The 25,586-nt window shown below is 71.7% G+C and carries 15 protein-coding genes; 12 read left to right on the top strand and 3 right to left on the bottom strand.

From position 1 onward, the window contains the following. Positions 1 to 76: 76 nt before the first annotated feature. The 12 genes from IPL40_06150 (at position 77) to IPL40_06095 (ending at position 19,519) form a co-directional block, all read left to right on the top strand. Positions 77 to 1,123 (top strand): hypothetical protein, encoded by a 1,047-nt coding sequence (locus IPL40_06150; GenBank protein ID MBK8480739.1) that lies wholly within the window; start codon positions 77 to 79, stop codon positions 1,121 to 1,123. A gap of 288 nt (positions 1,124 to 1,411) precedes the next feature. Further along, positions 1,412 to 4,870 carry a hypothetical protein gene (locus tag IPL40_06145; protein MBK8480738.1) on the top strand — a complete coding sequence of 1,153 codons (3,459 nt, stop codon included), beginning with the start codon at positions 1,412 to 1,414 and terminating at the stop codon, positions 4,868 to 4,870. Between the two features lie 116 nt (positions 4,871 to 4,986). Further along, positions 4,987 to 7,554, top strand: a complete 2,568-nt coding sequence (locus tag IPL40_06140; protein MBK8480737.1) for an FHA domain-containing protein — start codon at positions 4,987 to 4,989, stop codon at positions 7,552 to 7,554. Then, positions 7,554 to 8,180, top strand: coding sequence for a type VI secretion system lipoprotein TssJ (gene tssJ / locus IPL40_06135; protein MBK8480736.1), 627 nt, complete (start codon positions 7,554 to 7,556; stop codon positions 8,178 to 8,180). The genes IPL40_06140 and tssJ overlap by 1 nt, the downstream gene beginning before the upstream one ends. Further along, entirely contained in the window at positions 8,180 to 9,508 is a 1,329-nt protein-coding gene (gene tssK, locus IPL40_06130; GenBank protein MBK8480735.1) for a type VI secretion system baseplate subunit TssK, read from the top strand. Before tssJ ends, tssK begins: the two co-directional genes overlap by 1 nt. A 31-nt stretch (positions 9,509 to 9,539) precedes the next feature. Beyond that, positions 9,540 to 10,241, top strand: coding sequence for a DotU family type IV/VI secretion system protein (locus tag IPL40_06125; protein ID MBK8480734.1), 702 nt, complete (start codon positions 9,540 to 9,542; stop codon positions 10,239 to 10,241). 1 nt (position 10,242) lies between these two features. Then, a complete protein-coding gene (gene tssM / locus IPL40_06120) occupies positions 10,243 to 13,725 on the top strand; it encodes a type VI secretion system membrane subunit TssM (protein ID MBK8480733.1) in 3,483 nt (1,160 codons plus the stop codon). 118 nt (positions 13,726 to 13,843) lie between these two features. Next, positions 13,844 to 14,767, top strand: a complete 924-nt coding sequence (gene tagF / locus IPL40_06115) for a type VI secretion system-associated protein TagF (protein ID MBK8480732.1) — start codon at positions 13,844 to 13,846, stop codon at positions 14,765 to 14,767. Beyond that, a complete protein-coding gene (locus IPL40_06110; protein MBK8480731.1) occupies positions 14,764 to 16,440 on the top strand; it encodes a type VI secretion system ImpA family N-terminal domain-containing protein in 1,677 nt (558 codons plus the stop codon). The genes tagF and IPL40_06110 overlap by 4 nt, the downstream gene beginning before the upstream one ends. Before the next feature lie 296 nt (positions 16,441 to 16,736). Then, positions 16,737 to 17,243 carry a type VI secretion system contractile sheath small subunit gene (gene tssB, locus IPL40_06105; protein MBK8480730.1) on the top strand — a complete coding sequence of 169 codons (507 nt, stop codon included), beginning with the start codon at positions 16,737 to 16,739 and terminating at the stop codon, positions 17,241 to 17,243. Positions 17,244 to 17,282: 39 nt separating this feature from the next. Beyond that, positions 17,283 to 18,767, top strand: a complete 1,485-nt coding sequence (gene tssC, locus IPL40_06100; protein MBK8480729.1) for a type VI secretion system contractile sheath large subunit — start codon at positions 17,283 to 17,285, stop codon at positions 18,765 to 18,767. A gap of 128 nt (positions 18,768 to 18,895) precedes the next feature. Next, positions 18,896 to 19,519, top strand: a complete 624-nt coding sequence (locus IPL40_06095; GenBank protein MBK8480728.1) for a hypothetical protein — start codon at positions 18,896 to 18,898, stop codon at positions 19,517 to 19,519. Positions 19,520 to 19,959: 440 nt separating this feature from the next. On the opposite strand, the gene tssH is transcribed toward IPL40_06095, so the two are convergent. From tssH to tssF, 3 genes are all read right to left on the bottom strand, one after another. Next, on the bottom strand, positions 19,960 to 22,773 hold the full coding sequence (gene tssH / locus IPL40_06090) for a type VI secretion system ATPase TssH (protein MBK8480727.1): 2,814 nt from the start codon (positions 22,771 to 22,773) through the stop codon (positions 19,960 to 19,962). Positions 22,774 to 22,855: 82 nt separating this feature from the next. Next, the gene (tssG, locus tag IPL40_06085) at positions 22,856 to 23,905 is read right to left on the bottom strand and encodes a type VI secretion system baseplate subunit TssG (protein MBK8480726.1); all 1,050 of its coding nucleotides are present in this window, start codon (positions 23,903 to 23,905) and stop codon (positions 22,856 to 22,858) included. After that, entirely contained in the window at positions 23,863 to 25,578 is a 1,716-nt protein-coding gene (gene tssF / locus IPL40_06080; GenBank protein ID MBK8480725.1) for a type VI secretion system baseplate subunit TssF, read from the bottom strand. Before tssF ends, tssG begins: the two co-directional genes overlap by 43 nt. Positions 25,579 to 25,586: the final 8 nt, after the last annotated feature.

The following is a 25,586-nucleotide window of genomic DNA, read 5'->3' as shown; positions in this document are numbered from 1 at the left end:
CGCGCGCGCCACCCCTTGCGCGCGTGGGCGCTCGCGCCGGCGCGGCCCGCTTGTGCTCTGGGGCCTGCTGGCGGCTGTGACGACGCTTCCGCTCGCTGCGTCGGCGTCGCGCCCCCGGCTGCGCCTCGAGCGCATCGATAGCCGTCGCTGTGAGGGGGAGCACCTGCTCATAGCCTACGCCAGCGAGCTGGAGCTCGAGGGTCAGCTGCGCAGTCGTTCACCCTCGGAGTACACGCTCTGGGCCGGCCCACGTCAGGTCGCCGCTCGTCCACAGGGTGCGACGACCTTCGCGGCGACGGGCGAGCCGCTACAGCTCGCGCTGGTGGTTGCGCTCGGTGCCGCCTTCCACGAGGCCATGCCCGCGCTGCGCGAGGGTGCCGCGAGCCTGGTTCAGTCCTTGCCCGCCGGCAGTCGGCTGACCTTGCTCGGTTATACGGATGAGGTCCGACGCCTCGGCCGTCGGCTGACGCCGCAGCGCGCGAGGTCGGCGGTGGAGGCGCTCTCGAGTGCCGAGCGACCCAGCGACCCGGCGCTGGTGGAGACGCTCGCTTTGGCGCTGCGCTCGCTCGTCGACAGCGTCGCGGGAGCCGACCCTGCCGCCGGCGTGCCGGCCGCCCGACCTCAGCGTCGCGTGCTCGTGGTGGTCTCGGATGGGATCGACCGCCAGCCCGATTGGGAGGCCTTTCGCGCCATCGGCCGGCGCGCCCGTCGCCATGGCGTGCCGATTCACCCGCTCGCCTTCTCGCCCTTCGACGCGCGTGGCCCGCTGCTCAACCTCGGGGAGTTGGCCAAGCGCTCGGCGGGCACGCTGCGCTGGGTGCGGAGCGCCGGGGGCTTGACCGCGGCCTTCGAGCAGCTCGCCCGCGAGCTCAACGATCAGCTCGTGCTGACCTTTCGCTGGGATGATTGCGCGCGCGCCACGCCCCTGACCCTGGCTGCCGGCGGGCTGCGCTCATCCGCGGTGCTGGCCGCCGCCGGCCCCCTCTCATCCGCGGGCGTGCCAGCGCGCGGCGTGCCGCTGCCCTGGCGCATCGTGCTCGTGGTGCTGCTCGTTCTCCTGTTGGCCGCGGGCCTGGTCCTGTTGACGCGCGCGCTCTTGCGCCCTCATCGACGCCAGCCCTGAGGCCGATGCCCGGCCGCGACAGGGGGTGGGTTCGTCGCCGCGTGACGGGCTCGCTGGGTCGCGCTCGTGAGCGATTACCCACTCGATCGGGGGGCTGGCCTTCCCAGGCTGAGTGATGGTGCTACTCTGGTGATCCCGCGGGCCGCGCGGGCGGTGGTGGTCTCGGTCGTGCGCGCGGCGCGCGGCGGGCCTCGATCGGACGCCGGCGGCCTCGCTCTTGCGCTTTCGTTTTGAGGGTTTGCTTCAACGAGTTTTACCGGGGCTTTTACCGGGCAGGCGACGGAGAGCATGGCGAGCGTCCTGGGCAGAAGCGCGGCCGACCCGAGCGGACGGTCGCATTTGCTTGCAATCTCGGGATCGGGTCGCTGGGTTGCGGTCAGTCGGCCGACGGCTGGCGCGTCCCCCTCCGCGCCGGCCGGCTCGCTCGTCGAGGTCTTCGAGCTGCCCCAGGGCCTCGCCGTGGCCCGCTGGATCTGCCCGGAACCGATCAGCGCGCTGGCCCTCCTCGGCGACGATCTTCTAGTGGCGGGCACGCGGGGCGGCGCCGTCCTGGGCTGGGAGCCCGCGCCAGCCGCCTGGGAGCCGCGCACGCACCTGCAGGTCCACGAAGGGCCGGTCCGGGCGCTGGCCGCCGACGCCACGGGCACGCGCCTGGTATCGGCCGGGGATGACGGCGCGCTGCGCATCTACGCGATGAGCTTCGCCTCGGGCGCACCCGCGCTCGAACTGGTGGCCGAACGCTGGGTCGGGCGGGCGCCGCTGTCGGCGGCCGCAATCGACGGCGGTGGTGCCCTGGTGGCGGTGGCTGGCCGCGACGGCCTGGTCCGGCTCCTGCCGCTCGCTCACGCCACCGGTGGCGCCGTGCAGGCGGTATGGACCGTGCCCGCGCCGGTGCACTCGCTGGCCTTTGCGGCGCGAGGCTCGGTCGTGGCGGCGCTCGGCGCCGACGGGATGGTCTACGCTCAGGCGATCGACGGCGCCGCGCCGCGGGTCGGGTGGCCGGAGCCCAGCCGCCATCGGGAGCGCCCGAGTGGCCTGGCCTGGATTGCCGGGGGCGGCCTTGGGACGCCCTTGCCCACGGGGCGGCTGCTCTCGGCGGACGCGCGGGGCGAGGCCCGCGCCTGGACCCTCGCTGCCGTTCCGGAGGCGTCGAAGGTCTGCTGGCGCGAGCCCGCGCGCGTGTACGACGTCGCGGGTTTCGCCGGGACGGCCATGCCGGCGGGCGCCGGCGCGGCGCTGCCCCTCGGCGCGGCGCTGCTCGCCGAGCGGGACGTGGTCCTCGTAGCCATGGCGGCGCCGGACGAGCTGCGGGTGGTTCAGCGCCTGCCGCTCGGTGAGGGTGCAGCGGCACCGGAGGTGGCGAGCCCCATGCTGGGGCAGGTGCTGCAGGGGTCGTTTGGGACCGGGCGCCCCCCGCCAAGCGCGCTCGACGCCGCGCGCACCGAGGAGCTCTCGGCGTCCGATCTCGACCCGGGCGCCTTCGCCCCGCTGCGCGGCGCCGCGGGCGCTCCCTCGTCCACGCTGCTGGAGGAGCTCGCTGAGGTCGGTGCGCGGCGCTCCTTCGGACCGATCGCCGCAGCGGCGGCCGCCGGGGTCGTCGGCGTCGGCGCGGTGGCCTTGGCCGCGCCCGCCCTGCGCGGGGCGCAGGCGGGGAGCGTCGGCGCCGCGGCAGCCCCGCTGAGCGCGCCCTTGGCGGCACCGTCCGCGGCACCCCTCGCGGGGCTCTCGGCTGCCCCGCCTGCCGAGGTCCTGGCGCCGCCCGCCGAGGTTCTTGGGGGTCCGCCGAGCGCGGCCCTTCCACCGGATGGCGGCGGGCTGGGGTGGCGGCCCGGGGGCGGCCACCCGCTGACCCTCGATCCCGGCTCGACGCCGCTGCCGGCCTCCAGCGTCGACCGGCCCTTCACCTCGACGCGCGACGCGCTCGCGACCGATCAGGGCTTCGCGGCGCCCCGCGACCACATGCCGGAGGACGCCGCGCCGGCGGTCACGCCCGAGGGTGACGAGCTCGACGGTTGGCCTGCGGGCGCAGACCTGACGCCGGCCCTCCGGCCGCCCGGTGAGCCCGCCGCCGGTGGCGCCTGGAGTGACGAGCTGGGGACGACCGCGGGCAGCCTGCGGGGCTCGGGCGAGGCGGCCGAGCTGGGCTCGCCGCTGCCGGGCGCCTCCTCCCTGGCGAACGCTGCCGCCAGCGCTAGCCCAGCGAGCACGCTGCCCAGCACGCTGCCCAGCGCGCTGCCGGGTACGACCTCGGGTATGGCCTCGGGCGTGGCCTCGGGTGTCACGCCGGGCGCGCTCGGTGGGTCGGGCGCCGTCGGACTCGCCGAGGGGGCCGCCGGCGGTGGCAAGGCGTGGGCGGCAGCGGCCGTCGGCGTCGGTGTGGCCGCGGGTGGTGCCGGTGTGGCGCTCGGCGCCAGCGCGCGCTCGGGTGGTGGCGGCGCCGCTGCCGCGGCAGCCGTCGCCGCCGGGTCCAGCCCCGATGGCGCGGCGGGCGTCGCGTCGCAGGCCGGCGCGCTGACGGGCGGCGGCACGGCGAGCACCTTCTCCCCGCCGGCGGTCGCCGTGGCGCGGCCGCCTGCCCCAGGCGCTGGCATCGTCGCACCGACCGTCGCCGGGCCCACGGCCGGGGGCTTGCCCTCCACGGCGAGCCTTACGCCCTCTGCGAGCCCGGCCGCCACGATTACGGCGAGCCCGGCCGCCACGCTGACCGCGAGCCCGGGGCAGGCCGCGGCGCCCCTCGGCAACGTTGCTGGGCCCGAGAGCAACGCCGCGGGCGGGGCGCCGGTGGCAAGACCACCCAGTCCGCCCGTGGCACCGGCGGCGAGCGACAGCGCCGCGCCGAAGACGGGGGAACCGGTGGCCTCGCCGCCGGCAGCGAGCACGCCCGTTGCCGTGGCGGCGCCGGCCCTGCCGCCGGCAGCGCCCTCTAGCGGAGCGGCGCCCTCTAGCGGAGCGGCGCCCTCTAGCGGAGCGGCGCCCTCTAGCGGAGCGGCGCCCTCTAGCGGAGCGGCGCCCTCTAGCGGAGCGGCGTCTGGGGGCTCGGGTCAGCCTGGCGCGGCCGCTGTCGTCACGGAGGTCGCGGCGCCGAGCGGCGCGTCGCCTCCGCTCCCTCCGCCTGAGCCAGCCTATCCATCGCTGCCGAGCGCCGCTGCCGCGAGCACCCCCGCCGGTGGCTCACCCAACGACTACGTGCCACCCGAGCCGCCCGAGTCCAATCAGCCCGAGAAGACCAGCCTGCTCGAAACCGTCGTCGCCGGCGCTGTCAGCAGCTACGTCGTCAACAAGGGCATCGACCTCGGCGCGGACTTCCTCAGAGGCCAAGGAATCGAGCTGCCGACGGCCGACCAGCTGCTGGGAGGGCTAGCAGACGGGGTTCAGGGGCTCTTCGACGGCGCAGGCGACAAAGTGACGGCGTTGGCCGGGACGGCAGCCGACAGCGTCGGCAACGCGGCAAGCACGGTGGCAAAGACCGTGTCGGAGGGTGCCGCCGGCCTGTTTCCCGCCCCGTCGAGCAGCGAAGCCCCTGTCAGCGCGCCGGGCGCACCCGCGGCCCCCGGGCAGCCGGCGCCGGCTGCCCCCGCTGCGGCCGAGCTGGTCCCCGCAGGTGGCGAGGACGCCGGGCCCTCGCCCACCGGACAGGAGACGAGGGTGGCCAATCTCTGCGGGACCATTTTTGACCCGCCCACCTTCGCCGCGGTGCCGGGTTGCAAGGGCAATCCCTACGACCCGGAGGGCGGGCGCTTCGCCTAAAGCCAGGCCCGCGCGGGCGCTGGCTGGCGCCGGTGCGCCGAAGTCCATTACCATAGCCGCCGGGCGCGCCCGCGGGGCTGCCGCTGGGCGCGGCTGACGGGGAGGGATTGCGGCAGATGCGCGCGGCGCTGGTGGGGCTTCTGCTCGCGACCGTCGGCTTCGACGGCGTCGCTGGCGCGCAGGTGCGCGCGCGGCCCACCTTGCGCGTCGATCGGCTCGACGCGCGTAAGCCCCCCGCGCTTCAGCTCTACGTCAGCGACCTCGACAGCACCGGCGCGGCGATCACCGACCGCCAACGGAAGAGCTACCGCCTGCTGGTCGATGGCCTGCCGCAGAGCAGTCCGTCGAAGGCCCGGCGCTTCGGCGAGCTCAACGAGCCCATCGTCGCCACGCTGGTGATTCAGGTCTCGCCCACGCTGCGCGACGTGCTGACGGAGGCGGTCGAGGGCGGCAAGCGCTTCATCGACGCGCTGCCGGCGGGCTCCAAGGTGGGCTTGGTCGCCTTCACCGATGTCGTGGTGCAGGACGTGCGGCCCGCGCCCCCGGCGGAGGTCAAGCGCGCGCTCGACGACCTGCGTATCCGCGAGGATGCCGTCGAGATCCAGCTACCCGACGCCGTGCGCGACGCGCTGGAGGGACTGACCCAGACGAAGGGAAGCGAGGCGCGGGCGCTCGTGCTGCTCTCCGACGGCTTGACGGCGAATCTCGATTTCGCGGTCTTCGCCGAGCTGGGCGCGCGCGCCAAGGACAAGGGGGTCTCGGTTCATAGCATCGGCTACGCGCCGCTCGAGCCAGCGCGGCTGCGCACCCTCTTCGAGCTCAGCCGCACCGGCGCTGGCACCTTCCGCGAGGCCAAGGATCCCGCCGGCGTGGTGCAGGCCTTCGACGCGGTCGGTGATCAACTGCTGAATCAGCAGGTGCTGAGCTTCAGCTTGCCCAAGATCTTCGACGGCAAGCTGCACGACTTCCAGCTCGAGCTGGAAGGTGGCGAGGGCTCGAATATCGTCTCCGCCGAGCTCGCGGCCTTCGCGATGGTCGACGAGGCGGCGCCCGGGCGGCGGGCGGCGTGGTTGGTCTTCGCGATCATCGCCATCGTGCTCCTCGGCGGCACCGTCGGGACCTGGTGGGTGCTGCGCTGGCGCGCGGCGCGCGCCCTACCGCAGCGCGTGGCAGCGGCGCGCAGCGACGACGCCGACGACGAGGATGATGAGCGTGACGAGGACGAGCTCGCCGGCGGCGGCGTGGGTGCCGACGAGGACGCGTCGCGCGCGTCGCGCCACCGCTTCGCCGCGCCCGTCGACCTCGGCCCGCTGCAGGCGCCAGCAGCGTCGGCTGAGCCTCTCGACCCGCGCGGCATGGCCGCACGGGAGCAAAGCCGTGCCCGACCGCTGCCGGGCCAGGCACCCGCTGCCTTCGACCCGGGTGCGGCGCGGCGCAACATCGACCTGCTCTTCGCCGCGGGTGACCGCTCGGTAGAGCGCCGGACGGCGAGCGCCGCCCTGGCCGCTGGGCCGCTCGCTCCGGCGGCCAGCCCGCTCTCGGAATACGGCGCGGCGCAGGCACAGCCGCCGACCTGGGGCTCCGCCCCGGCGCACGCACCGAATAGTGGCCTGGTGGTGCTGGCGCCGCCCGCCGCGGCGCCGGTCGCCGCCGAGCGCCCAGCGCCCGAGGCCTTCCCCGCCGAGGCGGCGTTGCCCGCGCCGTCGCTCCACTCACCGTCGTCGCAGGGCGCCTTTGGCGGCTTTCGCCTGCCGCTCCCCGATCCCGACGGCTCCGCGGGGCCGCCCCTCGCCGAGCAGGGTCACGGGCCCGCCTTGCGCCTACCCGACCCCGAGGACTACCTGCGCCGCGTCGCCCATGCAGCGCCCGCGCCCGCCCTCGCGCGGCCCGCGGCCGTCCCCGGTTACGGCGCGCCCCTCATGGCGCCGGCGCCAGCGCCGGCCCCTGCGCCCGCGGCACCGCTACCCGCGTCGGCGCCTGCGCCCGCCGGCGCGGCGCCCTTTCTGGCGGTGCAGCCGCTGGCGGCCGAGGGCGTGCAGCCCGGCCGGATGCTCGACCGCAAGACCGCCGTGTTGGCCGTCGAGCAGATCACCGATGTCGACTTCAGCGCGTGGATCGTGCCCCTCGATCAGCCGACGATGCCGACCATCGTCGTTGGCAATGGGTTCCGGCTGGCCGCCGAGGCCGGCGCCGAGCTCAGGCTGCCGCCCGAGGACGCGCCGGGACTCGAGGGCACCATTTGCCTCGATAGCCGCGGCTACCGCGTCGAGCTGCGCGGCGCACAGGGCCAGGTCCTCGCCCAGCCGCTCAACGACGGCGATAGCTTCAACGTCGGGGCGCGACGCTTCCTCTTCAAGCTCGCGGCGCGCTTTCCGCAACGCCAACTCGCGGCCGCCCGCCTCGAGGTGCTGACGGGGCTCGACCAGGGCCGTTCGCTGGGGCTGCGCGACGGCGTCGCCTGCGCCCTCGGCTGCCACCCGAGTAATGCGTTCGTGATCCGCGGCGAGGGCGTGGGTGAACGCCACGCGGTCGTGCTGCGCAAGGACAAGGGCTGCATCGTCGCCGATCTCGGCGCTGAGGGAGGCGTATGGTATCAGGGACAACGAATCGGGCAGCAGACGGTGATGCCCGGCGAGGAGTTCGCCGTTGGCGCCGTGCGCCTGCTCTTCACGGTGGAGGCGTGATGCCTGCGGCGAGCCACCCGGCGATCCTTGCACTGCCGTCGCGGGGCTGCGGCGCGCGGGGTGCCTGCGCCTTGCTGCCGCTCCTGCTCCTGGCGGCCAGCGCGTCCTGCCGCCCCACACCACCCTCCGGCGACGAGGTGCTCGGCAAGCTCCAGGGTGCCGGCGCTCGTGGTGGCCCCGGTGGCGCGTGCGAGCCGCCACCGATCGAGATCTTTCTGCAGGCGAGCGAGCAGCTCAACCCCAACGCCGACGGCCAGTCGATGCCGGTCGAGGTTCGCGTGCTGCTCCTGCGCGATCGGCAGGTCTTCGACCAACTCGACTTCGAGACCGTCTGGCAGCGGGCCTCGGAGGCCCTGGGGCGCGAGCTGCTGCAGAGTGTCTCGTTCACCGCTTATCCCGGTAAGCTTGAGATCTTCCCGCTGAGGAGTCACCGCGAGGCGACCTACGTCGCGCTGGTGGCCGTCTTCCGCGAGAGCAGCGACCGGCGCTGGCAGCACGTCGTGGACCTCGGTGCCCAGAGCCGCCGCTGCGCTGATAAGGACGCGCTGCACACCATCGTGCACGCCCAGCTCCAGGGGTTCACGATCAACGAGCCGGAGGCGGTCCCTGCCGCGAGCGAGCCCTAATGCGCAAGCCGATGTGGAAAGAGGGGCTGTTCATCATGCCCCAGCACCTGCAGCTGATGGACGCCTACCACGAGCGCCTGGTCGACACGCGGCTCGGGATGGTGGCGACTCACGGCTGGGGCGTCAGCGAGCTGGAGATCGACCCCGACGAGCTGGCGCGCGGCGTCTTTCGCCTGAGCCGCTGTCGGGCCGTGCTACCCGACGGGGCCCTGGTCGAAATCGATCGCGACCAACCGCTCAAGGGTCTCGCGGTCACGCTGGCCGGCGACGCGCGGGTCGCGCGCGGCGTCGAGGTCTTCCTCGCGGTGCCGAGCCAGGACGTCGGCGGCGCGAGCCCCGAGCAGGCGCCCTCGGGCACGCGCTACCTCAGTGGTGCCCAGCTCCTCGCCGATGTCTATCGCACGGCGGCCGACACCGAGATCGACTATGTGCGCCCCAACGTGCAGCTCCTCTTCGGCCACGACAACCGGCAGAACTTCGTCACGCTGAAGCTCGCCGAGCTGGTGCCGGGCGACTCTGGGCGGTTGGTGGTGAGCGACCTCTACGTACCGCCCTGCTTGAGCTTGCGGCCGGCGCCGGCGCTGCGCGCCCGGCTCGAGCGGTTGGTCGCGGCGCTCGCCGCCAAGCAGAAGGATTTGGTCACCAAATACGGCGGCAGAGCGGCCTCCATGGTCGAGTTCGGGGCCGCCGACCTGGCGACCTTCTGGTACCTGCACACCGTCAACGGCGCCTTGCCGACGCTGATGCACTATGCCAGCGGCCCGGTCCATCCCGAGCCGCTCTACCTGGCGCTGGCCACGCTCGCCGGTCAGCTCGCCACCTTCGATGCCGCCAGCGACCCGCTCGATCTTCCGCCCTATGATCACGCGGCGCTCGCGGGCACGCTCTATCCGCTGCTCGAGCGCGTGCTGCGCCTGCTCGGTTCGGTGGTCTCCGCCCGCTACACGACCCTTCGTCTCGACCAGACCCAGCCCGGCCTCTTCGTCGCGGCGATCGATGATCCGCAGCTCCTGCGCCGGGCGCAGCTCTATCTGGTCGCTGGCGGCGACGTGCCCGAGGAGACGCTGCGTGACGACGTGCCGCGCTACGTCAAGGCCGGCTCCGTCGACCAGATCGCCCACATCGTCCAGGCCGCGCTGCCGGGCGTGGCCGTGCGCATCGATCTCGCGCCGCCGGCCGCCGTGCCCGTGCGCGCCCACATGGTCTACCTGCGCCTGGAGAAACAGGGGCGCTACTGGGATGCGGTGGCGCAGGCAGGCACGCTGGCAATCTACCAACCCGTGCGTCCCGACCGCGTCCAGCTCGAGCTGATCGCGGTCGGCGGCTGAGCGGGCAGGTGGTCAAGGAGTTGCGTCGGCGATGAGCGCAATGAACAGCGCAAGCAGAGGCGCGGGGCAGCAGCACGATGCCAGCGAGACGCTCGTCGGGCTATGTACCGAGTTTCTCGTGCTCGGCTTGCAGGTCGCCGGTGGCCACGTCGAGTTCCCCGACGTCGAGTCGTTCCGGCGCCGCGTGCTCCTGCTCTTCGAGTCGCTCAACAGCCGCGCGCCCGAGGCGGCCGTCGCCGTCCAGGATCTCGAGGATACGCGCTTCGCGATGGCGGCCTTCCTCGACGAGATGATTCAGTACTCGAACTGGCCGGGGAAGCTGGCTTGGGGCCAGAACCCGCTGCAGGCCCTGCTCTTCGGCGAGACGCGCGCCGGCGTGCGCTTCTTCAGCCGCCTCACCGAGCTGCGGCGTCGCGGCTCGGCGGCGCTCCAGATCTACTACCTCTGTCTCGCGCTCGGCTATCGCGGCGAGTACCACATGGGCAGCCCGACCGAGCACGAGCGCTTCATCGAGGAGCTGGCGCGCGAGGTGGTGCGCGGCAACATCAAGAAGCTCTCGCCCCACGGCGAGCCGGCGACCCGCGAAGGGATCGGTGATCGTCAGCGCCTGCTGCTGCCGCTGGCGCTCGGGGGCGTAGGGCTGGCCCTGCTGGTGGCCGTGGTGCTCTACGTGATCGTGACCTGGAGCAGCTCGAATGCGGTCGAGCTGCTCGAGCGCCTGGCGCGAGGTTGAGATGATCTGGCGCGTGCTGCTCTTCGAGCTGCTGCTGGTCGTGGTCGTCGCGGCGGTCTGGCTGCTGGCGCCGCTGATCGGCATCACCAGCGTGCTCTGGCGCCTCGTCATCATCTTTGCGCTGCTCCTGCCGCCCTTGGCCTATCTGGTGTGGCGCCTCTTCGAGCGCCGCCGCGCGGCCCGCGGGCTGGAGAGCGCGATCGCCGAGCAGGGACGCGCGCATCAGCAGAGCGCCCGCCCCGACCGCCAGTCCGAGATCGGCGCCCTGAATCAGGCCTTCGACGACGCGGTCGCCGCGCTGAAGAAATCACGCCTCGGCGGCGGCGGCAGCGGGACGGCGCTCTACGCGCTGCCCTGGTACATGATCATCGGGCCGCCGGCGGCCGGCAAGAGCACCGCGCTGCTGCGCTCCGGCCTGAACTTCCCCTTCACGCCGGGTGAGCGCAAGGCCGTGCGCGGCGTCGGCGGCACGCGCAACTGTGATTGGTGGTTCTCCGACCAGGCGATCCTGCTCGACACCGCTGGGCGCTACACCTCCGAGGACGAGGACCTCGACGAGTGGCTCGGCTTCCTGCGGCTCTTGCGGCGCTACCGGCGTCGCCGCCCGCTCAATGGGCTGATCGTCGCCGTCAGTGTGGCCGACGTGATCACGGCCAAGCCCGATCAGCTCGAGGAGCTGGCGACCCAGGTCCGCAGTCGCATCGACCAGGTCCTGCAGGAGCTGCAGCTCGCGCTGCCGATCTACGTGCTCTTCACCAAGTGCGACCTGCTCTCCGGCTTCGTCGAGTACTTCGCCGATCTGACCAAGTCCTCGCGCGCGCAGGTGCTCGGCTGCACGCTGGCGCCGAGCGCGCTCGACGACGTCGAGGGCTCCTTCCGCGCGGAGTTCGACCTGCTGGCGGAGCGCTTGCGGCGCCGCGGTCTGGCGCGGCTGCCCCACGCACGCTCGCAGCAACGCGCCGCCGTCTTCCAGTTTCCGCTGCAGCTCAGCGCCGCTCGCGACCAGCTCGTCAGCTTCGTCGGCCAGCTCTTGGTCCGCAACCCCTATCACGAGACGCCACGGCTGCGCGGCGTCTACTTCTGCAGCGGCACGCAGGAGGGGCGCCCGATCGATCGCGTGATCACCGCGCTGACGCGCGCCCTCGGCCTGCGCGAGCTGAGCGGCGGCGCGCTGCAGGCCGAGAGCACGAAGAAGAGCTACTTCCTCCACGATGTCTTCACGCGGGTGATCTTCCCCGACAAGGACCTGGCGGGGATGACCGCCGCCGGGCTGATCCGGCGCGGCCGCGTGCGGCTGGCAGCGCTCGGCCTCGCGCTCTTGGCCGCCGTCGCGATCCTCGGCGGTACCATCACCTCCTTCATCAACAACCGGCTGCTGATCTCCAGCACGGTCGACCTCTCTCAACGCTCGCGCATCATCACGCCCGACGATCCGCGCCAGGTCACCGACAGTCTGCAGGCGCTCGATCGCCTCGGCGAGCGCGTCGACCTCCTGCGCCACCACGCCAGCGATGGCCCGCCGTGGCTCTGGCGGCTGGGCTACTACCAGGGCGAGCGCTTATTCCCGCCGGCGCAGGCCGTGCTCGTCAAGCGCCTGCGGCGCGCCTTCGTCGAGCCCGCAGGCACCGAGCTCGAGGCCACGCTCGTCGATGTCGCCAGCGCCGCCGATGCCGCGAGCAAGGAGACGCCTCGGGACTTCGACCTGCTGAAGGCGTATCTGATGGTCACCGACCGCAAGCGCCTCGACCTCGACTTCGCCGTGCCCGTGCTGCTCGAGCAGTGGCGCAAGCGCCTGCACCCCGACGTGGCCAGCGAGGGTGAGCTGCTCGAGCGCAACGCCCGCCGCTACCTGACCTCGCTGGCGGCCGGGCGCGCGGGCTGGCTCGACCGCGACGAGTCGGTGATTCGCAACACGCGCCAGGCGCTCCGCTCGCGCGACGCGGAGTATCGGCGGATGGTCGGCCAGGCGGCGCAGCGCCTGCAACCGCTGAAGCTGCGCGAGCTGCTGCGTGGCCGCATCCAGACGGTGATCAGCGCGCAATATGACGTGCCGGGCATCTACACGCGCCAGGGCTGGTCGCGCTTCATCCGCGCGCGGCTGGCCCAGCGCGCCGTCGTCGGCGGGGGCGTCGAGCCCTGGGTGCTCGGCGAGGAGGAGGGAAAGGACCTCACGGCGCGGCTGCGACAGCGCTACTTCGAGCAGTACGTCGCCGCGTGGCAGCGCTTCCTGCGCGGGGTTTCGGTCCAGCAGCCTTCGACCGCGGCCGACGCCCTGCGCCTGCTCGAACGGCTGACCGATCCGCCCGCACTCTACGATGACCTCTTCGCGGCCGTCGTTCATAACACCGAGCTGCCGCTGGTCGACGCGCCCACCGCCTCGCTGAGGGGCGCCTCGCGCCTGGTCCGCGGTCGCGCCGGCCGCGCGCTCAGCTCGGCCCAGCGCCTCGGGCTCGACAAGGTCGCGGGGCGGGCGTTGGCTGAGGCCGACACCCCTGTCAGCGAGGCCTTCCGGCCGCTGCACGAGCTGGTGGTGCCGGGCGACGGCGCCGACGGGCGCGCGCAGGTCTCGGGCCTGCGCCAGTACCTCGAGCAGCTCGAGGCCGTGCGCGAGGCCCTCGCGGCCGAGCTCAAGCAGCAGAGCGGCGGCGGGGCCGCGCAGGTGCCGAAGGTCCTGGAGGACGCGCAGCGCGTCACCAAGGGCGTGTTGGCCTTGCTGCCCGGTGGCCTGCGCCGGCTGGTACAGGATCTCTTCTTCGCGCCGCTGCAGATGACCGACAGCACCGCGCGGGCCGAACAGGCCGGGCGTTCCGGTCGCTCCTTCAGCAACGAGCTATGCGCGGGCTTCAGCGAGCGGTTGGCGGGGCGCTACCCCTTCGCGCGCTCGGGCCGCGATGCCTTGATGCAGGACGTGATCGAATTCTTCGCGCCCCGGGGCACCGTCTGGAGCTATTACGACGCGCAGCTGCGCGAGCGCCTGCCGCGTCGCGGCGATCACTTCGAGCCCGACGCCGATGGCACGGTCCCCGCACCCGTGGTGGCGTTCATCAACCGCGCCTGGCAGGTCAGCCGCGCGCTCTTCCCCTTTGGCAGCGAGACCCCACTGCTGCGCTTCGAGGTGCGACCGCGGCCCGCGATTCTGGCGGCGGGCGCCGGCTACCAGATCAGTGAGATCGTGCTCGAGGTCGAGGGGCGCGCGATGACCTATCGCAATGGCCCGCCCGAGCTGTGGACGCTCGAGTGGCGCGGCCAGGGCGGCCGCAGTCGCATCGTCGTGCGCGGTGGGGCGGGCCTCCGCGAGGAGATCAGCTACGATGGGGACTGGTCGTTGCCGCATCTGATGGGGCGCGCCAAGGTGCGACGTGAGGGCGGCTGGTATCAGGCGGAGTGGAGCTTCCAGCAGGGCAAGATACGCATCCCGATGGACGTACGCCCCTCGCGCAGCGCTCATCCGCTCTTCGGCCTACTGACGCTGGATTGTCGCTGACGCTGGATTGTCGCTGACGCTGGACTGCCGCTGACGCTGGACTGCTGCTGACGCTGGCGCGGGGTGCGCGGCCGAGCGTCGAAGCCCCGGGGGATTGCCCAACCGATGGAACGAGCTGATGGAACGAGCTGATCAAATGGGTGCCGTGAGCGTGGGGCTTTTTGGCAAGCATCCGACGGCCGGCGACTTCCTGCGCCACGAGGCCGGCAGCGAGCTGGTGCGCGGCTTCGACCGCTGGCTCTCGGCGGCGCTGGTGGCCGGCGATCGGCTCTTCGAGCAGTGGGCCGCAGTTTACGCCGGTGCGCCGCCCGTCTTCTTCCTCTACCACGGCGAGGGCGCTGCGCGGCCCGCGCGCTGCTTGCTCGGGCTCTTCGTGCCCAGCGCCGACCGCGCCGGCCGTTCCTTTCCGCTCGTGATCTTTGCCGAGCTCGAGCTCGCTGCGCTCGCGGCGGCGCATCCGACCCTGCCCTATCATCGCTTCCTGCACGACGCCTTGCGCCTGCTCGCGCGCCGTGAGCAGCTCGCGCACGACACATTGGCCGAGGCCGTGCGCGGCCTTCAAGCGCCCAGGCCTGCGGACCTCGAGGCGGCGCAGGCGCGCCACGATCACTACCTCGATCGCACCGACGGCGCGCTAGCGATGGCCGCGATCTTCGGCGCGGGGGCGCTGCCTCGGCAGCGCGCGGCGCTGAGCTTGCTCGAGGGCGTGGCTCGGGCGGCGAGCGCCAGCCAGGCGCGCGTGCGTTACGGCACGCGCTGTCCGCTCGGGGCCGCGCCGATCAACGACGCGGCGCTGTGGTTAGCGATTCTGCAGCGGGTCTATAGCAGTCCCGTCGTCCCCCTCGCGCTCTGGACCGATAGCACCCTGATGATCCACTTCGATCAGCTCAGTCCCAAGTCGCTGGCCGCGCTCTGGTGCCCGCGTTGGCAGGACGATGCCATCTGCGACCTGGCCACCGTCGCTCCGGCCGACGAGGGCGGGCCACCCGGTCGCCAGGTCCTCGCCGGGCAGCCCCTGCGCGTGCTGCTCGAGCGCCCATGACCCAGGCCATCCTCGAGCGCGCGGCACGCTGGTGCCAACCGATTCGCCCCGACGCCTTCGCCGGTGACGCCGGGCGCGACGACGCCCGCTTCGAGCAGCTCAACCTCGAGGTGGCCAAGCTCGGCTCGTTGCACGGCGAGGTCTGTGACTGGGCCGCGGTGCTGCACTGCGCCGACGCCCTGCTGCGCGAGCGCACCAAGGATATGTCCGTGCTCGGGGCCCTCTGCGTGGCGCTCCTGCAGCGCGAGGGCCTTGGGGGCCTGATGGCCGGCGTCTGCGCCTATCGCCAGCTAGCGGAGGAGCATCTGGCCGAGCTCTTCCCACCTCCGGGCCGCAAGCGCGGCCGCGCGGGCGCCTTCTCGTGGCTGACCCAGCGGCTGACCGCCGCGCTCGATCCGCTACCCGAGGCCGTCGCCGCCGACCACGACGCCCTGCGCCAATGCGCCGAGGACTTCGAGCGGCTGGACGCGCTGGTCAACGGCGAGCTGGGCGAGATGCGCGCCGCCACCGGCGCGATCAAGGGCGCGCTGGCCGCGCTGGTCGAGCAGAGCGCCCCCGCCCCGGCCCCGCCCGCACCCGCGCCCGCACCCGCGCCGGAGGCCGAGCCCGCGCCCCCGCCCCCGCCGGAGGCGGCGCCCGAGCCGCGGCTGGCTTCCGAGCCCGCACTCCAGGCTCAGCCCTTAAGCGTGCCCCAGCCCGCGCTTCCCGGTCGCCTGCTGCCCGAGCGGATCGAGGACGCCGACCAGGCGGCGGCGCTGCTCGAGCTGCTGCACGACGGTCTCGCGCTGCTCGGGGAATACCAGCTGCGGCAGGCGCCACGGCGTGCCCTGGGCTACCAGCTCGCGCTCGCGGCGTCGATGCTCGGCGTCGTCCCGGAGGGCGACCGCGCCGCGCCCAGCTTGAGCCCGCGCCGCCTCAGGGAGCTGGAGCAGGCCGCCCACGAGGCAGCGCCCGCGGTTGTCGACGAGCTGCTGCTGGCGGTGCTCGCCGACGGTGGCGGGCTCAACCCGCGCGCGATCTGTCTGCTGGCGCAGGCCTTGAGCGCCCTGGGAACCGACCACGAGGCTGCCGCCGCCGAGGTCGCGGGCCACGCCGCGGCTGCCGTGCTCGCGCTCGGCTCCCTGGCCGACCTGAAGCCTGACGAGGCCGCCTGGCTCGGAGCCCGCATCGCGCCGATCCTCGGCCTCGAGCTTGCCACCGCGCCTGCGGCGAGCCCCGCCGCTGAGGCAGCGCCGCCCCTGACAGCAGCGCCACCCCCTGGCGAGGGCGAGGCCTGGCTCGTCGCGCAGGTCGCCGCCGCCCGCGAGGCCGCCGCCGGCCAGGGCCTCGCCGCCGGCTGCCACCTGCTGCAGGAGAGCCTCGATGCCTGCGGGCTCAAGCCCGACCGCTTCCGTGTGCGCCTCGCGCTGGCCGAGCTCTGCCTGGCCCATCAGGCCGCCGACCTCGGCCAGCCGCTGCTGCGCGGGCTCCTCGACGAGCTCAAGCAGCCCGCCCTCGAATGGCAGCCCGAGTTGCTGGTCGCGGCCGCGACCGCCCTGCTCGCCTGCAACGAGCAGCTCGTCGGGCGCCTCGGCGCCGAGCACGCCGACGCGCTGCGCCGTGAGTCGGTGGAGCTCCTCGCCCTCGTCGCGCGCGTCGATGCCGAGGCGGCCTGCCGGCTGCGCCCGGGCTAGAGCCCGACGGGCGCTCGAGCCTTCGCTTGGACTCCGCCTGGCGCAGGTCCCCATGCAGCACCCGATCTTTGTCGGGCCCCCCGCCTTGGTGATATTCTCGCGAGAATTGGCATGAACCGTGCGGGGCGCACGGGCGGAGCCGGGCTGGACCGGTCGCGGCGAGACACCTCGGTCGCGGCCGTGAAGGCACAGCCAGGCTTTTTTTGCCCGGGCCTCTGTACACGACGACTCGCCTCAGCTATCCGATCGGGGTGGCCTTCGGGTGCGAGTCCCTCGGCAGAGAATAGGAGCAGAGGATGGCCGGCAAAGAGGGATCAGTCGCTCCCAAAGAGCGGATCAACATCGTCTACCGCCCTGAAACAGGGGGCCACCAGGAAGACGTCGAGCTGCCCTTCCGCTTCATGGTGATGGGCGACTTCAACGGACGCGAAGACGACACCCCGATCGAGGAGCGCCCTGCCATCAGCATCGACAAGGACAACTTCGACGACGTGCTGGCCGCGCAGGATGTGCAGGTCAACGCCTCCGTCCCCGAGGTCCTGACGGGCGAGGCCGCCGCCGGGCGTGAGCTCTCGGTCGCGCTCTCGATCAAGGGCATGAAGGACTTCTCCCCGGACGCCCTCTGTCAACAGGTGCCGGAGCTGCGCAAGTTAGTCGACCTCCGAGATGCTCTCTCCGTGCTCAAGGGACCCTTGAGCAATATCCCTGGCTTCCGCAAGCGACTCGAGGCCGTGCTGGACGATCCAGCGCAGCGTTCGCAGTTGCTGGCGGAGCTCGGTCTGGGCTCGGGCTCAGACGAATAAGCCAAACACAACCAGGGATTCTGAGCGGAGGAGCAAAGCATGGCCAACCAAGGCAAGACAGAAGCGCAGGTTACCCCACCCGCAGCCGAGGCGCAGGCGCCCTCGCTGCTCGATTCGATTGTCTCCGAGATGAAGGTGCGGCCGGCCCAGGAGGGCTACGACGAGGCTCGTTCCAGCGTCCAGGCGCTGATCGGCCAGCTCGTCGGACGCCGCAGCGCCGGCGAGCGCATCGACCGCAAGGTCATCGATGTGGTCATCGCCGAGATTGATCGCCGCATCGGCAAGCAAGTCGACCACATCCTGCACCATCCCGACTTCCAGAAAATCGAGTCGGCCTGGCGTGGCCTCAAGCTGCTGGTCGACCGCACTGATTTTCGCGAGAACATCCGCATCAGCCTGCTTCAGGCCACCAAGCAGGAGCTGCTCGACGACTTCGAGGACGCCACCGAAATCCCCACCTCCGGTCTCTATCGGCAGGTCTACACCGCGGAGTACGGACAGTTCGGCGGCAAGCCCTACGGGGCGATGGTCTGCAACTACCAGTTCGGTCTCGGCAACAGCGACATCACGCTGCTGCGCCATCTCGCCGCTGTCGGCGCGATGGCCCACGCGCCGGTGATCGCTGCGGCCTCGCCGACGCTCTTCGGCGCCGAGGAGAAGGACTTCTCCAACCTGCCTTACCTCAAGGACCTCGAGGGGCTCTTCGAGGCGCCGCAGTACACCAAGTGGAAGGGCCTGCGCGAGACCGAGGACGCGCGTTACCTCGGTCTGGTGATGCCGCGCTTCCTCGTCCGCCCGCCCTTCAAGGCCGAAGAGGGCCGCGTCCGCACCTTCGCCTACGACGAGGACGTCTCCGCTTCGCATGAGCACTACATGTGGAGCAACGCCGCCTTCGCCTTCGCGACGCGGCTCGCCGACAGCTTCGCCAAGTTCCGCTGGTGCCCGAACATCATCGGGCCCCAGGCAGGCGGCACCGTCGACGACCTGCCAATCCATCTCTACGAGGCGATGGGTGAGACCAAGGCCAAGATTCCGACCGAGGTGCTGATCTCCGAGCGCCGCGAGTACGAGCTCTCCGAGCAGGGCCTGATTGCCCTGACGATGCGCAAGGACAGCGACAACGCCGCGTTCTTCTCCGCCAACTCCCTACAGAAGCCGAAGTTCTTCGGGACGTCGGAGGAGGCCAAGGCCGCCGAGCTGAACTACCGGCTCGGGACGCAGCTCCCCTACATCTTCATGATCACGCGCGTCGCGCACTACATCAAGGTGCTCCAGCGCGAGCACATCGGGAGCTGGAAGACCGCGGGCAGTCTGCAGGAGGAACTCTCGCGATGGATCAACCAATTCGTCACCGATAACATCAAGCTGGCCGACAGGAAGCCCTTCAACGCCGCCTCCATTGAGGTTGAGGACGTTCCGGGTAACGCCGGTTGGTACAAGGTTGGAATGAAGCTCAGCCCCCACTTTAAGTACATGGGGGCGAATTTCACACTTTCGCTGGTCGGGAAGCTCGATAAGAATTAACGGAAGCCGACCTCCGTGGGCGGGCTTGCGACCCGGCCGTAACGGTCCGTAGATCACGGCAAGGCCGAGGGCGTAGAAGACAAAGCAGGAGTGCGTTCGCGCACAACCAGACAAGAAGGAGTAGTTCAATGGCCTCTCAGTATGTAGCGATCGTCCAGAGGAACAAGGCATTACCCGCGAAGGGAGCGAAGGAACTGGAAGGGGTGGATTTGGCGAAGCACGGTCAGGTCGATAAGCCTGTGCTGGACCAGATCAATGCGCTTGGTTGCAGCCTCAATCTTCTCGACAAGCACTACGTTCTTCTCGATAACTTCCACTTTGCCGCTGAGACCGGAACGCTCTACATGACGGTCGTGGGTACGGATGCGCAGGCCCTCGGCTTCAAAGCCTCGGGCTGCACGGCCAACTCGCCCGCGAATATCGTCATCGTCACCGTTGAATCAGCGGATGCCCAGGACGGCGCGCATGGTACCGCTCAGCCGCGGGGCCCGAAGGAGGGCGGCGTCCACATCGAGTTCGTCGAGCTCTTCGCGAACGCCAAGATCGCCAGCAAGCCCATCCGAGACGCCAAGTCAAAGGCGGTTCAGATGATCTTCACCTGCACCGCGTACGCAGAGGATCTTGCGACGCTGGCTGGTGATGCGAACTTCATGATTATGGCGCCTCAGGGTTCTGGAAAGACCCCCTCTGGGCCGGGTCCTGAGTTTCTGGAGCAGTTCAAGCCAGAGTGGGCCTACGCGCTCAGGGCCTAGACGAAAGCGCTCGCTCCGCCGGCCGATTAGGAGGCGCAAGGCTCGCGATCGGCCGGCCGGGGTCGTTTCTCGTCGAAATCGACGCGGCGTTGCTTCGCTCCTGGCGATGCTGGGGTTGGGTGACGTGGTGCCGACTGATGGTGCCTTCAAGTTCGCCCCAGGCACGCCGCTTCGCGTACGCACCGGCTTCCGCGCCAACGCGACCCCGTCCGCGGCTAACAGCCCGTGGATCTATTGTTTACCAAGCGAGGCATGGAGCTGCGGCCCGAGGGCAAGGCGCGGCGTCGCCAGAGCGCTGCTACGGGTAGTTTTCGCCACGCCGACCTCAGGTCGCAGTGCTGTGCCTCGCGACGGGAGCGACAGATCAACGGGCTGCTAAGCAAGCGGCTTCGCCGATCGCCACCCTTGATCCACGTCCGGTACCTGACCGAAACGGTCCGCTAGGGTGCGCTCTCGGGCGAGGCTGCGCTTGGTGCGGCGTCCTCGCTGAAGCTGAGGGCGAAGTCGCCGTCCTGCAGGGTGAGGGTCATGCTATCGGGGAGCGGTCCCTGGGCCATGCGGTCGAGCAGGGCGCGGGAGATCAGCGGCAACAGCGTGCGTGAGAGGATGTGGTCGATGTTGCGGGCGCCGGTCTCGACCTCGGCGCAGCGCTCCAAGATCTGCTGCGCGATGGTGTCGTCGATCTGCAAGGCCAGGCGGTGCGTCTGCTGCAGGCGCTCCCGCAGCTGGTCGAGCTTGAGCGTGACGATCGCGCGCATCGCGTTGGCCGAGAGCGGAAAGAAGGGCACGACGGTCATGCGGGCGAGGAGCGCGGGCTTGAAGTGACGCACGAGCTGCGGCCGAATCGCCTCCATCACCTGTTGGCGCGTCGGCGGCGGGACCTGCATGCAGAGCTCGGTCATGCGCTCCGAGGCGAGGTTGCTGGTCATCAGCAGCACGGTGTTGCGGAAGTCGATTACGCGCCCTTCGCCATCGGCGAGCATCCCCTTATCGAAGACCTGATAGAAGATGTTCATCACCTCCGGATCGGCCTTCTCGACCTCGTCGAGGATCACCGCCGAATAGGGCCGCTGCCGCACGGCCTCGGTCAACACGCCCCCCTCGCCGTAGCCCACGTAGCCTGGCGGTGAGCCGATCAGCCGCGAGACCGTATGCTTCTCCTGAAACTCGGACATGTTGATCGTGACCAGGAAGCGCTCGCCGCCGAAGAGCAGGTCCGCCAGGGCCAGCCCGGTCTCGGTCTTGCCCACGCCGCTCGGCCCCACCAGCAGGAACACGCCGATCGGCGCGCGCGGGTTCGCCAGGCCGAGCTTGGCCGAGCGAATCGCCTCGCCGAGCGAGCGCAGGGCGTGATCTTGCCCCTTGATGCGCTCGCCCAGGCGCTGCTCCAGGGCGAGCAGCACGCTGGCCTGGTCACGCACCATCTTGCCGACGGGAATGCCGGTCCAGTCCGCGACCACCGCGGCCACGAGATCCGGGGTGACCTCGACGGGGACGAGCGGGTCCTTGTCCTGGAGCGCAGCCAACGCCGCTTCCGCGGCCTCGAGCGCCGGCCGCAGCTCGGCGGGGTTGTAGTGCCCGGTGGTGGCCGCCTCGAGTGCCTCGTCCTCAGCGTCAAGCGCGGCAGCCGACCCCTCCGCCGGGGTCTGGGCGTCGACGGCGCCGGCCTCGGTCGCCTCTGGGTCCTCGGCCGACGAGCGGCCCAGCTGCTCGCGCAGGCGCAGCACCTCGCCGACGAGCTTGCGCTCTTGCTCCCAGCGCGCGGCCAGCGTCGCATGCCCCGCGCGCGTCTCCTCCAGCGCCTCTGCTATCTCGGTCAGGCGCGGCCCCTGCGGTCGCCCCTCGGCGACCTCGCGCGCCAGCGCCGCTTCCTCGCGCTCGAGCACGTGCTGGCGGTGTTCCAGGTCCTCGAGCCGCGCCGGCTTGGCGCCCTGGGCGATCGAGACGCGGGCGGCGCAGGTGTCGATCAGGTCGACGGCCTTATCGGGGAGCTGGCGGCCGGAGAGATAGCGGCTGCTCAGCGCCACGGCCGCGACTACGCCATCGTCGCGAATGCGCACGCCATGGCTCTCCTCGTAATGGGGCGCCAGCCCGCGCATCATCGCCACGGCGTTGTCCTCGCCGGGCTCGTCGACCTTGACGAGCTGGAAGCGTCGCGTCAGCGCCGCGTCCTTCTCGAAGTACTTCTTGTACTCGGCCCAGGTGGTGGCCGCCACGGTGCGCAGCTCGCCGCGCGCCAGCGCTGGCTTGAGCAGGTTGGCCGCATCGCCGCCGCCCGCGGCGCCCCCAGCGCCGATCAAGGTATGGGCCTCGTCGATGAAGAGGATGATCGGCCGCGACGAGGCCTTGACCTCCTCGATCACGCCTTTGAGGCGGTTCTCGAACTCGCCCTTGACGCTGGCGCCCGCCTGCAGCAGGCCCAGATCGAGCGCCAGCAGGTCGACGTTGGCCAGCGGTCGCGGGACCTCCTCGGCCACGATGCGCTGGGCGATGCCCTCGACCAACGCTGTCTTGCCGACCCCCGCCTCGCCGACGATGATCGGGTTGTTCTTGCGCCGCCGCGCCAGGATGTCGATGCACTGGCGAATCTCGGCGTCGCGGCCGATCACCGGATCGAGCCGTCCGGCGCGGGCCTCGGCGGTGAAGTCGGTGGTGAAGCGGCCGAGCGCGGTCTCGGGCCCGCGGCTATGCGGCCCGCTCGGCCCCCCCCCCTCGGGGCGCGCCCCACCCGCGCCAGCGGGCGGGCCAGCGGCGGCCCCGCCGACGCCTGTCAGCTCCTCTTCGATCGACCCGTGGGCGAGGGCGAGGAGCTGGCGTCGCAGCTCCTCGCGCGGGATCGCCTCGAGCAGCTCGACGAAGGAGCCCGTCGTGTAGCTGTAGGGCTCCTGGATCAGCATCGCCAGCAACACCCCTGAGCGCAGCACGGGCAGGCGCAGCTCCGTCGAGCCCAGCAGCCAGGCGTCGCGCAGCCAGGCCAGCAGCAGCGGCGAGAACACGGGTCGGCCCGAGTTACCGCTGCGCTGCCCCTCCAGCTGCCGCTGCAGCGCCGCCTGGACGCGCCCCTCGTCGATGCCGTAGCGATGAAAGATCAGGTGCGGGTCGGCGTTGGGATCGACCAAGAGCTGCGAGAGAAAATGCTCGACGGTGACCTCGTAGTGGCCGCGCGAGAGGCTCAGCCCCGCGGCCGCCTCGAGGGCCTGGGTGCAGTGGCGATTGAGGGTACGCAGGAGCGCGGCGGGATCGGGTTGCAGCATGGGAGCTCCGATGGAAAGAGGGCTGGGGTCGGATTGGAATCGTCGCCAGTCCCCCAGTGGGGTGTCAAGTTACCGTGGGGTGTCAGGTTACTGCGGGGTGTGAAGTTACTGCGGGGTGTAAAGGTGCTGTGGGGTGTGAGGTCACTGTTTGGCGCCAGCGCCAACGCGCCGCGGGACGAGGGCAACCGAGCCAGGTGTCACGTCCGAGCGCCGTCTGCCGGGTGCCGAGGCGCCACGGCGGTGCCTGCGCCGCCGCCAGGTGCACGGTGAGCTCGTAAGGCACCGGCTCACGGAGGTAGTCGGCGACGGCCTGGTCGACGGCGCGGCGATCGACCCCGCGCGGCGCCAGGCGGCACCACGCCGCGTGGTCCTCGGCCTGCACGTGCAGGCCCACGAGGTTGCGATCGGTGGCGCGCGCCCCCGCGACCAGGTCGTTGCCCAGCACGCAGTGCTGGCGGCCGAGCCGCGTGCGCTGATCGCCAGGGATGTCGGCCTGTCTGACCAGCGCCTGCTCGACGCGGCAGGTGAGCCCCGCGCGCCAGCGCAGCATTGCCTCGAGCCCGAGCGCCGTGCGTGCCTGCATCACCGTGATCCGCGCCTCCGCCAGGCGCGGCATCGTCGGACCGCCGAGGCCGAGGCGGCTCGAGTAGCCCGTCAGCGCCAGCAGCCGATCGTAGAGCGCGTCGGGACGCTCGCCGGCGCCGACCGGATGCGACTTGCGCCAGGCGCGAAAGAGCAGCGAGTAGAGCCGGTGGTGAAAGAGATCGAGGAAAGCCCGCACCCGCTGGCCTCCGGGCTCCTCGGCGGTTTGCGCCAGGTGCTCGCCGTAGAGCGGGGGCAGCGGCGAATCGACGCCATAGAGGCCGAGGAAGGTCACCGTCAGCCGCACAGGGCCGCGGTCGTCGGCCGGGAGCTCGATCGACTCGAGGTCGGCCACCGGGCAGGAGAGCGAGAGCGAGGGGCGGATGCGCAGGCGTTCGTCGTCGGCCGGGCCGCTATGGCCAATGCGCGCGGCTCCTGGCAGCAGGCGCTCCAGCAGCTGCAGCGCGTTGAAGAACGCCACGCGCGGTGCGTGGTCGCGCAGGTAGCTCAGCAGCTCGCGAGCGCTTCGCGGCCCAGGCGTTTTGGCCATCGGTGGAGGTCCTGTGTCTGGAGCCGGCGGATGCCGAGCTCGGAGAACATGTTCAGCGGGGCCTGCAACGCCAGCAGCTCGCTCAGCACCGAGCCCAGCAGGTGCAGCTCGCCGGGCGTGAAGGCGCGATCGTCGACGGCGAGCAGCGTGGTCTGCCCCCAGAGCGGTACCCCGCGGTGGCGGTGCAGCAGCGTGGTGGTCGTGGCCTCGCGCAGCCCCTCGTGGAGCTGGGTATGCGCTCGGCGGGCCGCGAGGTCATAGATCAGGCGGAAGTCGTAGAGCGTCAGCGCTTCGCGCAGCGCTGCGATCGAGGTCAGCTCGCGTTGGCTCAGCGCCATGTGGCGCACCAGTCGGCGGCGCAGGTCCTCGCCCACGGGCGGGGGCAGGGGGCGCGTCGGTGGCTGCAGGTTGGCGCAGCGCAGCTCGGCTGCCTGCCCGAGCGGCACGCGGATGTCGCCGACGCCGAGCGCGGTCGGCAGGTAGCCGTTGCTGCAGAGCAGCTCGATCGTCAGGGTCTCCTCGGTCGGCAGCTCGGCGGCCGTGTCGTAGACGCAGAGGTAGCTCTGCAGCTCGCGGCCGACCAGCCTGCGATGGAGCTGGCAGAGGGCGCCGTCGTTGCGCGAGAGGTCGGCCTCCGAGAGCAGCGCGTAGGGCCGATGGCCGCGCGCCGCGGAGAAGCCGCTGACCTCGAGCACGCGCACCGTATCGTGGTGCAGGTGCCTTCCGCCTGGACGCACGCGGTAGTCCATGTGGCCGGGATCGCGCAGCACCGGGTCGGCCCCATGCTCGAAGAGGTTGGCGGCAGGGGTGCATCCAAGCCGCAGGTTCTGCGTGGTGACCACCAGTGACTCGGCGCTGGCGCGCAGGGTCAGGCGCAGGCCGAAGCGCTCCCCACCCGCCAGCCCGGCACGCTGCAGCTCGGCCCAGACGCCATCGAAGGCGACGAAGAGGAACTTCTCGGGCAGCGTGAAGTACTCCTGCAGCAGGCGAAAGCCGGGGAAGCTGCCGCTCGGATAGTCGAGCAGCGCCTCGTCCTCGCCGAAGCCGAGCGCCTGGGGCCGCAGCGCCGTCAGCGCCAGCGGCCGGCCGCGCGCATCCACCAGCTCGACGCGCTCGACGGCGCGCAGCAGCCACTCATAGAGCGCCCGGGTCAGCAGCGGCTCGCCGTGCAGGTGCAGGGCGATGCGATCGCGAGCGGGAGGCTGCGCGAGCCAGGCGCCAGCGCCGAAGCGCAGCTCGAGCGTCGTGCTCGGGCCCTGGGCCTGCCAGATCACCTCGTCGAGGTGCAGCCCGCCCAGCTCGACCGCGAAGGCCGTGCGGAAGTGGCAGGGCGTCTCGAGCACCGGCAGCGACGCGACGATGCTGCCGCGCGGCACGCTCGCGCGTGGGGCCCCCTCGGGCTGCTCGAACTGCAGGATCGTCGTGGCCGGCAGCGGGGCGAGATAATGCGGGAAGAGCGTGTCGAAGAGCAGCTGACAAACCTCGTCGAGGCTCTTGGCCTGGCGCTCGCCGATCTTGCTGGTGATGAAGGCGATGCCCTCGAGCAAGCGCTCGACGTCGGGGTCGTAGCTCAGCCCGCCGAGCATCGCCGCCACGCGCGGATGGGCCTGGGCCATCGCGTGGCCGCCCTCATAGAGGAAGCGCAGATGCTCGCGGAAGCTGCGGCGGTCCATCCGCGCCG

The organism is Pseudomonadota bacterium, assembly GCA_016711215.1.
Classification (GTDB): domain Bacteria; phylum Myxococcota_A; class Polyangia.
This window is presented reverse-complemented; position numbering and strand designations above follow the sequence as displayed.

What these genes read in the sequence shown, in the direction of transcription:
- IPL40_06145 (MBK8480738.1), top strand. Translation starts at nt 1,412, where the DNA reads ATGGCGAGCGTCCTGGGCAGAAGCGCGGCCGACCCGAGCGGACGGTCG.
- IPL40_06140 (MBK8480737.1), top strand. Translation starts at nt 4,987, where the DNA reads ATGCGCGCGGCGCTGGTGGGGCTTCTGCTCGCGACCGTCGGCTTCGAC.
- tssJ (MBK8480736.1), top strand. Translation starts at nt 7,554, where the DNA reads ATGCCTGCGGCGAGCCACCCGGCGATCCTTGCACTGCCGTCGCGGGGC.
- tssK (MBK8480735.1), top strand. Translation starts at nt 8,180, where the DNA reads ATGCGCAAGCCGATGTGGAAAGAGGGGCTGTTCATCATGCCCCAGCAC.
- IPL40_06125 (MBK8480734.1), top strand. Translation starts at nt 9,540, where the DNA reads ATGAGCGCAATGAACAGCGCAAGCAGAGGCGCGGGGCAGCAGCACGAT.
- tssM (MBK8480733.1), top strand. Translation starts at nt 10,243, where the DNA reads ATGATCTGGCGCGTGCTGCTCTTCGAGCTGCTGCTGGTCGTGGTCGTC.
- tagF (MBK8480732.1), top strand. Translation starts at nt 13,844, where the DNA reads ATGGAACGAGCTGATCAAATGGGTGCCGTGAGCGTGGGGCTTTTTGGC.
- IPL40_06110 (MBK8480731.1), top strand. Translation starts at nt 14,764, where the DNA reads ATGACCCAGGCCATCCTCGAGCGCGCGGCACGCTGGTGCCAACCGATT.
- tssB (MBK8480730.1), top strand. Translation starts at nt 16,737, where the DNA reads ATGGCCGGCAAAGAGGGATCAGTCGCTCCCAAAGAGCGGATCAACATC.
- tssC (MBK8480729.1), top strand. Translation starts at nt 17,283, where the DNA reads ATGGCCAACCAAGGCAAGACAGAAGCGCAGGTTACCCCACCCGCAGCC.
- IPL40_06095 (MBK8480728.1), top strand. Translation starts at nt 18,896, where the DNA reads ATGGCCTCTCAGTATGTAGCGATCGTCCAGAGGAACAAGGCATTACCC.
- tssH (MBK8480727.1), bottom strand. Translation starts at nt 22,773, where the DNA reads ATGCTGCAACCCGATCCCGCCGCGCTCCTGCGTACCCTCAATCGCCAC.
- tssG (MBK8480726.1), bottom strand. Translation starts at nt 23,905, where the DNA reads ATGGCCAAAACGCCTGGGCCGCGAAGCGCTCGCGAGCTGCTGAGCTAC.
- tssF (MBK8480725.1), bottom strand. Translation starts at nt 25,578, where the DNA reads ATGGACCGCCGCAGCTTCCGCGAGCATCTGCGCTTCCTCTATGAGGGC.